Below are 11,843 nucleotides of genomic sequence, written 5' to 3' on the forward strand. Positions count from 1 at the left end.
ATATAAAATATCTAATAAATTCATTCATTTCTAAAATTATCTTCAATTCAATTCGCTTTAATCTTGAGTCTGTTCCTTCGATTATTGCTATCAAAATATATCAAGCAATAAAAAACCACTTGCAGCTAACACGCTGTAAGTGGCTAAAGTAACTAGGCCTTATTATATTAATGGCGCATCATAGCTTGCAGCTTACCTTTATAACGATCTTGATTGGTCTCATCATGGCTAAGATCTAGCGCCTTTTGCATGGTTTTCTTGGCACGTCTTTGATCGCCTGTTGCCCAGTAGGCACGGGACAAACCAAAATAAAACTCATGGCGGTAATCCGCCCGTTCAACCGCACGTTTGTACCACACTAAGGCTTCTTGATATTGCTTTTCAAAATACGCCTCTTGGGCCATATCAAAGTAATAGAATGGGTTATTAATGCGGGCTAATTCAAGAATTTTATGAACCTGTTTCCACTCTTCTAGTCGCTCTTGCTCACCTAATATTAATGCAAGATTATACAGGGTAGTGATATTTTTAGGTTCTAACTGAAGCACATAGCGATAGGCTTTTTCTGCCCGTTCATCTAATCCTTTATGACGATAAATCACCGCCAGAGTGTTAATACTATTGACGTGATACGGGTCTAACTCAATAGCCCGTTTTACCAATGCATACGCTAAGTCGTAGTCACCGCGTACTAATGCTTCTGCTGCAACATTATTAAAGTACATTCCAGATAAGGTTTGTTTATTAATTTGCTTAACACGGTATGAGCGTATTGAGCGCTCAGGCAAAAAATCCACTAATATGTCCGAACCGCGAAGACTAATACTATTGGGAGCGTCACGGTGCAGTAGTTTCATATTTACGTGACCATTTACGAGGTAAAAACCTCCCCTTCTATCCCATATGGGTTCTACATCAATATCTTGAAACTTTACAGGGACATCAAGTACCTGTGCGATAGCAGTTGTCAGTACCACCAGCGACATGCAGTTACCCGCCCGCTCAAGGGCTGTCACGCTGGCCATTCGGGTGTAGTGATCTCGATATTCAAAGCCCCCCTCTTGAGCATTGATGTACTCAGCAAGCCAAAGGTTTACCGGTATTTTAAGGCCGTTAACGCCACCTGAGCGAGCAAAATCACGCTGTATTTCAGTAACTATCTCATCAGGTAAATTGTAAATCTCTGCTGTAGCGGGAATATCTACCTCATTAAAATAACTATCGTTAAATAAGCCACTGACATTAACCTTGGCTTTATTGATACTCGACGTGCTAGAGCAGCCTGAAATAAAAATCAATATTAGTAAATAAAAACAGAGATTAAGGCGTGAAAAACCAAAAGATTGAATTATTAATGAATTTTTCGAAGAAACGTCATCATGATGCAACATAATTCTACCCCACATAAAAGCCTATCATTAAGCATAGAAGTTAGTGGCAGAATTGCGATTTTGAAAAAGTTACAAAAGATGAATGTAAAAAGCTTAAGCCAGTGGCGAATATTTGAATTTCATTATTACTTGGCAACTGGCGGGTCAATTTGAATAAACACCTCTTGGTTTTGATAGGTGTATGGTCGGTAGGAATTACCGGCGCAATTAAAATAACGGTATGGCGCAGCGAATACCAAACAGCCATTCGGCAGAGCTTGTAAAATATTAATTTGCTGCTGCATTTTGAGCATTTGCTGCCATTGATAGTCCTGCTGAACTTGATTTCGTATTGCAAAAGCGTCAAATGGTTCAGATGTCTTTCTCACAACCACTTTTCCCGCAGTGGCGAAAAAGCTGATACTGATAAGTAAAGCAATCATCAATACTTGAAAGTAATTAACCATGTTAAACCTCATTGCACTTATTCACTCGTCACACTTGTTCACTTTTTAAGAGTCACAAAAAAGCAGAACCCTAAGGTTCTGCTTTTAGTTTTAACATGCTCAGTGTTTAAAGCAATCTATTATCCAGCTGATTTGATTGAAACAAACTCTGGGTAAGCATCAACACCACAGTCAGATGCATCCATACCGTTGTACTCTTCTTCTTCAGTAACACGGATACCCACTGTCGCTTTAAGGATAAACCATACTACGAATGAAGCTGAGAATACCCAAGCAAAGATAACTGCTGCGCCATATAACTGAGCACCAAAGTTTGCATCAGCATTTGATAATGGTACTAGCATTAGACCTAGGAAACCGGCAACACCATGTACAGAGATTGCACCTACTGGGTCATCAATTTTAATGCGGTCAAAGGCAACAATTGAGAAGATAACCACACCACCAGCGACGATACCAATGACACCTGACATTAATAGTGAAGGTGATAATGGGTCTGCTGTAATAGCCACTAAGCCCGCTAATGCACCATTTAAAATCATGGTTAGGTCAGCCTTACCCCAGACAACTTTACAAACTAATAATGCTGAAACTGCACCGAAAGCGGCTGCTGAGTTAGTGTTTACAAAAATCTTAGCCACTGCTGAAGCATTTTCTGCGTCTGAGACTAATAATTGTGAACCACCGTTAAAGCCAAACCAACCCATCCATAAGATAAACATACCTAATGTCGCCATTGGTAAGTTTGAACCTGGGATAGGATGAACTTCACCATTTGGGCCATACTTACCTTTACGAGCACCCAGTAATAGTACTCCTGAGATAGCTGCTGCTGCACCGGCCATATGTACAATACCACTACCAGCGAAGTCAACGAAACCAGCAGCAGAAAGGAAGCCACCGCCCCAAGTCCAGTAACCTTCAATTGGGTAGATAACCGCGGTTAATACCACTGCAAAGATTAAGAAAGACCAAAGCTTCATTCGCTCTGCAACTGCACCAGACACAATTGACATTGCCGTTGCAACAAATACAACTTGGAAGAAGAAGTCAGACTCCAGCGCATGATCTGCATCAGCGGCTTGTGAGCCAATTAATGAACCAAATGATGGTAACCAGCCACCTTCAGTGTTATCGACATACATGATGTTGTAACCCACTAACAGGAACATCACACAGGCGATTGAATATAAACATACATTTTTAGTTAAAATTTCTGTGGTATTTTTTGAACGAACTAAGCCCGCCTCAAGCATTGCAAAACCTGCTGCCATCCACATGACAAACGCACCTGATATTAGAAAATAAAACGTATCTAATGCGAAACGTAATTCGGTGACGGTTGTGCCTAACGTTGCTAACTCTTCCATTACATTCCCCTTATAGTGCTTCGTTATCTAGCTCACCCGTACGGATACGGATAGCTTGCTCAAGATCAGTAACAAAAATTTTGCCATCGCCAATCTTGCCGGTATGAGCCGCTGTCGTAATGGCTTCAATTAACATATCTAAGTTTTCTGCTTTAGTAGCAATTTCCAACTTCACTTTAGGAAGAAAGTCGACTTGGTATTCTGCGCCACGATATAGCTCAGTGTGACCTTTTTGACGACCGAAACCTTTTACTTCGGTAACAGTCATTCCTTCAATGCCCATGCTTGCAATAGCTTCACGGACATCATCCAATTTAAATGGCTTGATGATAGCGCTGACGAGTTTCATCTCGACCTCCAAAAGTGTGATTGTTATAAATTTGTTTACAAATACAATTCAATCATCAGGCCAACCATGTAAAGCCATGATTCGTATAGCATTTTAAAATATAAGTTAAATAAAAAAGTCTTTTAATGCACTAATAAGGTGCAACTTTAATTTGGCGCGCACAACATTAGAGCGAAGCGTTTATAACTATTTGAATACTTGATAATAAGAATTACGCAGTTAAAAAAGTGTCAAAATGAACAAAGAAAAGCTGTGCGGAAGGGGGGGGATGTTACTGATATAAAAATAAACACATTAAAGAAAGCATAAATAAAAAGACCTTCTAATGAAGGCCTTTTTATTTGCAGATTAGCTTTTAAAAATTTATAAGCTGCCAACCGTGTCAGTTGCTTCTGCTGAACTTGCAACCTCATCAGTCGTCTCTTCAGCGAGTAGATCTGCCATTAAGCTATCAACTTGAGGCTGACTGACCACTTCATCTTCAACTGCTACAACAGCCTCATTCACACTGACAAGCAAGTCTTCAGTTTCATCAGCTAAAGCAGTTTCTGTCACTTCAAGTTCTGCTTCTGTTTCAGCTGATGCAGTTGCTTGCATTTCAATTGCCGAGTCAGGCGCATCATTTGCAGTAGTCACAATTTCAGACTCGTCAATATCAGTGGTAAGCGCAACACTAACTGAAGGCTCAAGTACTTCATCTGCCTTAGCAAGTTCAATTTGGTTTTCTGCTGGCTGTATTTGCTGTGGTTCAATATCAATAACCGTCGTTGCCGGTTTCACCACTGAAGCTGTAACAGGCTTTGATTCAATCAATTGAGTCAATTCATCTTTTTTATAAACCGCGCCAGCAATTGCAGCAACAGCGATAGCCGCGACAAATAGCTTAGCACCTGAACCTGATGATTTCTCTTGAGCCTTTCTCGCCGCTTCTGCTGCAGCAAGTTGAGCTTGAGGATTCGGTTGCGGCTTAATCTCAAGTTTTGACTTAGGCTTAGGTTCTGCAACTGGCTTCGGGTTATTATGAGCATCTGTATTTACTTGAGGCTCTACTCGAGAATTTGCAGTTGCAGCGCTACTACCACTGGTCTGTGAATTAATTTCTGCAAGAGTCTGTGGTTTAATCTGAGTTGTGGCAGGTGCAGGTTCAGCCTTAACATCGACTTTCTTAGGTTCGGCTTTATTAACATCTGTTTTCACCTGAACCGCTACGGTAGTTTTTACTACAGGCTCTGGCTTAAGATTGTTAAAATGTCCCTTATTTGCAGCTTGAGCTATCGGCGCCTCTGCAACAGGCGCTTCAGTCTTTGGGAAAGCATAGGCTTCTGTGACTTGTGCTTCTGGCTTATCTTCAACAGTTGCTTGGGGCAATACGCCTTCTTCAGGGCCCTTGGTTCTGGCACCTAAAAATTGACCACCATCATAAATTTCCATTTTATGGCTAGATACATCACCTTCAACTACACCAGAGCTTACAATCACTAAACTGTTGCAATGTAATTTACCTTTAAATTCACCACAAACTCTTAATTCTTGACAAAAAAGCTCACCGTCAATTTCGCCACCAACTTCAATTTTAACTTGGTCTGTTGAACGAATAACACCTTTAACTTTACCGGCAACCAAAGCAGGTCCCTGTACAGTCATATCTCCATCCAATGAAGTATCAGGGCCAATAAAAGTAACCCCATTTCCTTTGTTATTCATACCAATCAGTTTCCTTTATTATTAATTTTGACATATACTAAACCAACTTTATTAAAACAACAAATAACATTTCTTTTACATAAGTTGCAGGTCAATTCCGAGCTTTTCGCTTTAAAAGTAAAACTTAATAGTTTAATGTATCGGCTATTAGTAAAAGAGCCTGTCTTTAATATATAAATTTGCTATTGAACGGATTTTCAATAGTAGCCCAAATAACAGGGATGTAGCCGAAATGATTTTTTCAGATGTGATTTTTAAACAACTTCCAGAACCACAGGCCCTGCAAGTATCTAAAATCTCAGGATTACTCAATATTGAAACCGCCTTCTATGACTCACTAAACTTTGCCTGTAAAGCTGCCGATAAAAGGCCAAAATTTCTTATTCACTATTTAGAAGCCCCTCATAAACACGCCTATTTAATTTCAGCTGATATTCTTACAACAGGTAAGCATTTAGTTTTTTGTCCTAATCTTAATATAGAATGCGAAACCTTATTGATATCCAACGGCTTTCATGGCGCACTCACATTGAATGCTTCTGAAGTCGAAATTATTGAAGCCCTTAAAAGTGTCAATAATAATAAGCTTTATTTCAGTAATGATGCCATGTCACGTTATATCCAATCTAAGAAACGCCAACCTAATACCCAACGTCAGATAGAGTTACTGTCGTTAACCACCAAAAAAGAACAGCGAGTGTTAACCTTAGTTTGCCAAGGGTTAACTAATGATGAAATAGCAGCTAATTTAGAGATCTCTGTTAACACAGTGAAAATGCATATCCAGAATATTTTCAAAAAAACCAAGATATCGAGCCGAGGTCAACTCTCTTACGCCTTTGCACAAGCTTAAAAATTTAAATGTATATAATTAGCTCACTGCTAATTTGTAACGCTAGCTGTTAAATGGTGCGAGTTAACAGCTTTGAGAATTAACTACAGAAAATAACATTAATTGCACTTAGGTAAGCTTTAGCGTGCAGCAAAGCGCAACTAAAGCGCAAAATTTTTTTGATGACATAGTGCTGTTTATACTGAGTACTTCATCACCTCAGCAAAACGCGCCATAAAATTATCAAACGCAGCATTATCTGGGTAATCAAATTGATATTTATTATGGAAATAAATCGTTAAAGAGGTTCGGCCGTCACTAAGAATAATTGTGTAGCCATCAAAGCCTGTTTGCGCATTTAAGCCACATAGTTCATAGCTAGAGTTGTCGCCATCTGCAGCGGCCAGCTTTTGCCCCATGTCGGTTATCTTATTAAATACTTTTAGCGCTTCATATATATCAATGGCATTTTTCATCACTACATCCTTACAAAGAAAACCTGTTCACTAAACACCTAATAGACAAAGCAATCAATACGAATGCGCGCTTAAGGTGGCTCAAAACAATCAGTGTAAAATAATGCAGTAACAAGACTGTGAGTTAGTCCTGAGAAAGACAAATTTTATATGAAGATGGTGTATCAAATTGAATCAGTGTGTGAATGCCGCGCTGCACCGCTTTTAATTTATATAAAACGGTGCAGGTCACTATTTTCCCGCACCGTTATCCTAACAAAACCAAAAACCTACGGTTTTAGACAAGACGTTATAGCGCTTCACCTAAAATGTGCTGATAAATATTAATAATTTCGCTGACCTTGTTATTGGCTTTATCTGCATCGATTTCGCCTTTAGCGCGCTGAAGAGTCAGGCGATGACTTTCATCCCGTAGCCAACAGTAGGTTTGAGTCAGGTATTGAGCAGTCATCACAGGTAAAATCTCAAGCTCGGCTAATAGCTGAAAAATGCGCACATTATCAGACCATATGGACAACTCTTTATTTTTGTTAGCGTAGGCTAACACTAAATACTGGGCCATAAACTCAATATCGGCAATGCCACCCGCACTCTGTTTTAAATCGAACTTACCGTTTGATGCTTTCAATAAATGCTGGCGCATTTTAATGCGCATATCGCGAACTTGTTTCGCAAGTTCAGGAAGCTGGCGCTGATGCGATAGCACCTCTGTGCGAATTTCACTAAAACGTGCCGCTAAGCGATGATCGCCATAAACAAAACGTGAGCGCACCAAAGCTTGATGCTCCCATGTCCAGGCCTCATCTCGCTGGTATTCGCGATACTGTTCAATCTCGCTAACCAATAAGCCTGAAGCGCCAGAAGGTCTTAAGCGCATATCCACTTCATATAACTCTCCAGAAGTGGTTCGGGTAGCAAATAAATGCACAATGCGCTGCGCAAGTTTTAAATAAAAATGGCCATTATCAATCGGTCTTTTACCATCTGTAGCGCCTGCGCCTTGATGGTTATGTAAAAAAACCAGATCTAAGTCAGAGCCATATCCCAGCTCAATGCCACCTAATTTTCCATAACCAATAATAGCAAAGCCCATTTTCTCAGAGCTTGTACCTGCAGGTATGCCGTGCCTTGAGGCAACTTGATGCCAGGCTTGTAATACCACTTGCTCAATGATGGCTTCTGCAAGGTAGCTTAAGTGATCGCTCACCTCCATCACAGGTAGCACGCCAGTAATATCAGCGGCGGCAATTTTTAGCTGTTGTGACAGCTTAAACTGGCGCAACGCTTCCATCTGTTGTTCCATGTCATCTTCTGGAACGCGCAATAGGTACTGCCTTAACTCACTTGGGTAGTCATCCAGCGGGGTGGTATCGTAAAGCTGAGCCGGATCGATGAGTTCATCCAGTAACATCGGAAAATTCGCTAACTCTTCGGCAATCCAGGGGCTAGCACAACAAAGGCTAATGAGCTGCTGACGGGCACCGGGGTTCTCACACAATAATTCAAGATAAGTGGTACGGGTTAAAATTTTATCTAACACCCCTGATACCGCTTTTAATGCCACGCTCGGGACTGGTTGCTCTAATAATTCATCCAACAATTTAGGCATTAATTTTTCAAGAGTTTCACGTCCCCTGGGGCCTATTGAGCGTTTTAATACATTGCTGCGCCAGTCATCTAAGCTTGGCCATAAACTATCATCTTCAACATCATGCTCTTCAAGTAACGCTAAGGCATTTTCCTGATCATGAATTTGCCATAACTGGCAAGTCCAATGCTCGCTTGAGTCCTGTTCATCTTCGCCACCGACAGTATCTTTAAAGTGGCGATGAATGTTGCCCATGGCATTGGCAATTTTTTCCCGCAAGCTGTGCTCATCGCTCTCGCCCATGGCATAGCATAGTCGCTGCCAATCAGTGGCATTATCGGGCAATGTTTGGGTTTGCTTATCATCAAGAGCTTGAAGTAGGTTTTCAACTCGGCGCAGTAAAATGTAGCTGTGTTTTAGCTCATCAACGGCCAAGTACTCTAACTGACCTAGCTTATATAAGGTATCAATTGCGCCAAACAAACTTTGTTGTCGCAGTGCAGGTTCTCGTCCGCCACGTATGAGCTGAAAACTTTGCACCACGAATTCAACTTCGCGGATCCCGCCGGCTCCCAGTTTTATATTGCCTGTGAGCTGTCTGCGTCTAACTTCTTGTGCAATAAGTCGTTTCATTTTTCGTAGCGAATCAATGGCTGAAAAATCGATATAGCGACGATAAATAAAAGGCCTTAATAAGTCATGTAAGTCATCACTATATTGCGTCCAAGGCCCGAGTACTCGCGCCTTAACCATGGCGTAACGTTCCCAATCACGACCTTGCTCTTGATAGTAATCTTCAAGACCACTGAAACTGACCACTAACGGGCCACTTTCACCGTATGGGCGCAGGCGCATATCGACCCGAAACACAAAGCCATCAACGGTGATTTGATCTAATAAACTGATCAGTCGTTGACCCATTTTGATAAAAAATTGCTGGTTAGCTTGAGCGCGGCGACCACCGATGGTTTCACCATGTTCAGGAAAGGTAAAAATCAAATCGATATCAGAGGAAAAGTTCAGTTCTCGACCACCAAGCTTACCCATACCGAGAATAAGTAACGGCTGTGGATTGCCCTCTTCATCTGTTGGGGTGCCGATTTGCTGACACATTTTAGTGTAGAGCCAATCGCGAGCACCTATCACCAACGCTTCAGCTAAGTTAGATAAATCCAGTAGTGAATCTTCAACATCGCAATAATTTAAAAAGTCTCGCCAAGCGATACGTACCATTTGGAAGTTTCGAAATTGACGTAGCTGTTTTTTAACCTGCTCTTCTGAGCTTGATGAGGCTAAATTAGTGTGTAATTCACCAGTAAAAGACTGTCTATCGAGCTGAGTTAACTGACCATCGAATAGCAATTCAATCCACTGGGGATTACGGCACAATTGCTCGGCAATATAATCACTCAAACCTAACACTAACTTTAATTCAGCTTGTTGTGACAGGGTTAGTTTTTCAGTGATTTCAGGCCATGTTTCACAAAGCCTTAACCAGTAACGTGCTGCAATTTCATTAAGCTCTGCAGACAAGACGTTGTTACTTTGGTTGTGCATGTTTATCCGATCCCTTTGGCAAATTACTAAGACTTACACATTTCAATTCGACATATTATGTCAAGGTGTGTTATACAATAAAATCAACGACCGCATAAATAGCTAGTCGATATTGTACCTTCGATTAAGACTACTATATCCTTTACAACAGTAATACCGAACCATGTAAATATTTAGTCAGTTTTAAGCATATAATTATGCGACTTGATACTATATTTATATATGTATTTTATACTATTTGGAGAACACATGGCTGGCATGCTTCCTCGTGTCCTTGCAGTATTTTCAGCGCTGATCTTGTGCATAACATTATCAGGTTGTGGTGATGACAGACCTGAAAAAATTACGCAATATCAGCAGCTGTCACAGCAGCGATTGACTCAACTCGATTCAATGCTAAACGCAGGTGAGCTTCGTAATGCCACCTTACTGACACAATATACCAGCTTACTTAAAAACAGTAAGCCTGATCTGGTGCCGCTACTTGATGAACTGGCGCGTGATGCGACCTCAAGTGGCCCTATGTACCAATCACTAAAACGCAGAACCAGTGAACTGGCCGATTCTGCCAACTTCGTTGATTTAGATCAGCAGCTCGAAGAAGCGCAAAATATTTATCAAGCAGCTGATTCAAGTTTGTTTAATGACATGCTTTCCGATCCCGTTAATGTGGTGGCTGATTTATCAGGTGGACAGCTGGCAAGGGTTAACGCCATCAGCCGTGAAGCCGAAGCAATGGCCAACGGTAGCGAAGATTTTGGTGCAGGAAGCCAGCTAGTGGGTAACCCCGCTTATGGTAGCTGGCAAACTAATTCAAGCGGCATGTCATTTTGGGCCTGGTATGGCATGTATTCGATGTTCTCTAACATCATGAATCCTGTACGCTATGACCGCTGGTCAAACAATCGTGGTTACAGCTACTACAATGATGTCGGTCGCTACCGTTATACGTCTCCTAAACAGGCGAGCGCGCAAAATCGTACATTTGAGAACACCAAGAAAACCTTTAATTCTCAAGGTAAGCAATTTAATAGCCCGTATGCGAAATCACGTACAGGCTCAACCAGCTTATCAAGACAAAGTACTGCAACACCTAAAGCCAGTACTGCCGGAACCAAAACAGCACGTAGCACAAGTAAGTTCCGTTCAAATTATTCCAAAGACAGCAGTTTCCGTAATTCAACTAGCCGCACCACACGCGGTGTACGCCGAGGCAAATAAGGACTAACCATGACATTTTTAAATGACTTCGGACTCACCCTAGATTTAGCGATAATTTTAGCGATTGATCTGACCATCGCGGTGATCTTACTGGCGCTAATGCGCTACTTACAAGGCTGGAGCGTGAGAGTAAACAGCCGCGCTGAACTCGCAGAGCGTGATAACTTTGCTTTTGGGGTTAGTACCGCGGGTGCCGTTCTGGCATTAGGGATTGTACTTTCAGGGGCGATTACAGGTGAAGCTGCTGATTCGTATATTGTTGAAGCCATTGGCATGACAGCTTACGGCTTATTTGGCTTACTTTTAATCAAGTTTGGTCGAGTACTACACGACAAAATTGCCTTAAATGAAATCGATAAAAACAGCCAAATTATCAATGGTAATATGTCGGTTGCCATCGTTGATGCCGCCGCTGCTGTTGCCACAGCAATTATTATTCGCTCGGTATTAATGTGGGCAGAAGATATTACCTTAGATACTTTCATTGCTATCTTTACCGCCTTCTTAATCTCGCAATTAATGTTAGTGTTATTAACCCGCTTTCGTGAGCACCAATACGCTAAACGTAATCAAGATGCCTCGATGCAAAAAGCACTAGAGCAAGGCCAAATAGCCGTTGCGATTCGTCACAGTGGTTACATGATTGCCATGGCATTTACCTTTAAAGCGGCCAGTCACTTTATTATCTATGATCCAACTGCTTACTTAATGAATATCGTCGGCTGGTTAACCTTCTCGATAATCATGCTGGTAGTGTTGTCGCTATTACTTGCTGTGGTTAAAAAGCTAGTCTTAGCTCAAATCAACCTTACTGACGAAGTTGAAAAACAACACAACGTCGGTGTGGCTGCAGTTGAACTAGCAATTAGTGTTGCTGTTGCACTCATTTTAGCGGCGTTAATGGCATAA

The 11,843-nt window shown here is 41.3% G+C and carries 10 protein-coding genes; 3 read left to right on the plus strand and 7 right to left on the minus strand.

Features of this window, described 5'->3' with window-relative positions; translation table 11 throughout:
* Positions 1 to 167: 167 nt before the first annotated feature.
* From BCU91_RS05370 to BCU91_RS05390, 5 genes are all read right to left on the minus strand, one after another.
* Positions 168 to 1,406 (minus strand): hypothetical protein, encoded by a 1,239-nt coding sequence (locus tag BCU91_RS05370; protein WP_241904042.1) that lies wholly within the window; start codon positions 1,404 to 1,406, stop codon positions 168 to 170.
* 110 nt (positions 1,407 to 1,516) lie between these two features.
* Positions 1,517 to 1,837 (minus strand): hypothetical protein, encoded by a 321-nt coding sequence (locus BCU91_RS05375; RefSeq protein WP_241900972.1) that lies wholly within the window; start codon positions 1,835 to 1,837, stop codon positions 1,517 to 1,519.
* 119 nt (positions 1,838 to 1,956) lie between these two features.
* A complete protein-coding gene (locus tag BCU91_RS05380) occupies positions 1,957 to 3,207 on the minus strand; it encodes an ammonium transporter (protein WP_102438541.1) in 1,251 nt (416 codons plus the stop codon).
* A 10-nt stretch (positions 3,208 to 3,217) separates the two neighbouring features.
* On the minus strand, positions 3,218 to 3,556 hold the full coding sequence (locus BCU91_RS05385; RefSeq protein WP_076539720.1) for a P-II family nitrogen regulator: 339 nt from the start codon (positions 3,554 to 3,556) through the stop codon (positions 3,218 to 3,220).
* A 363-nt stretch (positions 3,557 to 3,919) separates the two neighbouring features.
* Positions 3,920 to 5,260: a polymer-forming cytoskeletal protein gene (locus tag BCU91_RS05390; protein WP_102531058.1), complete on the minus strand. Its 1,341-nt coding sequence runs from the start codon at positions 5,258 to 5,260 to the stop codon at positions 3,920 to 3,922.
* 232 nt (positions 5,261 to 5,492) lie between these two features.
* Between BCU91_RS05390 and BCU91_RS20535 the strand changes: the two genes are divergently transcribed.
* Positions 5,493 to 6,113: a response regulator transcription factor gene (locus BCU91_RS20535; protein WP_241904043.1), complete on the plus strand. Its 621-nt coding sequence runs from the start codon at positions 5,493 to 5,495 to the stop codon at positions 6,111 to 6,113.
* 176 nt (positions 6,114 to 6,289) lie between these two features.
* Here BCU91_RS20535 and BCU91_RS05400 read toward each other — a convergent pair whose 3' ends face one another.
* Positions 6,290 to 6,568 (minus strand): DUF3081 family protein, encoded by a 279-nt coding sequence (locus BCU91_RS05400; protein WP_102438547.1) that lies wholly within the window; start codon positions 6,566 to 6,568, stop codon positions 6,290 to 6,292.
* A gap of 289 nt (positions 6,569 to 6,857) precedes the next feature.
* The gene (gene glnE, locus BCU91_RS05405) at positions 6,858 to 9,713 is read right to left on the minus strand and encodes a bifunctional [glutamate--ammonia ligase]-adenylyl-L-tyrosine phosphorylase/[glutamate--ammonia-ligase] adenylyltransferase (RefSeq protein WP_102531059.1); all 2,856 of its coding nucleotides are present in this window, start codon (positions 9,711 to 9,713) and stop codon (positions 6,858 to 6,860) included.
* A 249-nt stretch (positions 9,714 to 9,962) separates the two neighbouring features.
* Between glnE and BCU91_RS05410 the strand changes: the two genes are divergently transcribed.
* Positions 9,963 to 10,934 (plus strand): hypothetical protein, encoded by a 972-nt coding sequence (locus tag BCU91_RS05410; RefSeq protein WP_102438551.1) that lies wholly within the window; start codon positions 9,963 to 9,965, stop codon positions 10,932 to 10,934.
* Between the two features lie 9 nt (positions 10,935 to 10,943).
* The gene (locus BCU91_RS05415; protein ID WP_102438553.1) at positions 10,944 to 11,843 is read left to right on the plus strand and encodes a DUF350 domain-containing protein; all 900 of its coding nucleotides are present in this window, start codon (positions 10,944 to 10,946) and stop codon (positions 11,841 to 11,843) included.

The organism is Shewanella sp. 10N.286.52.B9 (assembly GCF_002873635.1).
Taxonomy (GTDB): Bacteria; Pseudomonadota; Gammaproteobacteria; order Enterobacterales; family Shewanellaceae; genus Shewanella.

Coding starts and splice junctions, on each gene's coding strand:
- BCU91_RS05370 (WP_241904042.1), bottom strand. CDS start 1,406: ATGTGGGGTAGAATTATGTTGCATCATGATGACGTTTCTTCGAAAAAT.
- BCU91_RS05375 (WP_241900972.1), bottom strand. CDS start 1,837: ATGGTTAATTACTTTCAAGTATTGATGATTGCTTTACTTATCAGTATC.
- BCU91_RS05380 (WP_102438541.1), bottom strand. CDS start 3,207: ATGGAAGAGTTAGCAACGTTAGGCACAACCGTCACCGAATTACGTTTC.
- BCU91_RS05385 (WP_076539720.1), bottom strand. CDS start 3,556: ATGAAACTCGTCAGCGCTATCATCAAGCCATTTAAATTGGATGATGTC.
- BCU91_RS05390 (WP_102531058.1), bottom strand. CDS start 5,260: ATGAATAACAAAGGAAATGGGGTTACTTTTATTGGCCCTGATACTTCA.
- BCU91_RS20535 (WP_241904043.1), top strand. CDS start 5,493: ATGATTTTTTCAGATGTGATTTTTAAACAACTTCCAGAACCACAGGCC.
- BCU91_RS05400 (WP_102438547.1), bottom strand. CDS start 6,568: ATGAAAAATGCCATTGATATATATGAAGCGCTAAAAGTATTTAATAAG.
- glnE (WP_102531059.1), bottom strand. CDS start 9,713: ATGCACAACCAAAGTAACAACGTCTTGTCTGCAGAGCTTAATGAAATT.
- BCU91_RS05410 (WP_102438551.1), top strand. CDS start 9,963: ATGGCTGGCATGCTTCCTCGTGTCCTTGCAGTATTTTCAGCGCTGATC.
- BCU91_RS05415 (WP_102438553.1), top strand. CDS start 10,944: ATGACATTTTTAAATGACTTCGGACTCACCCTAGATTTAGCGATAATT.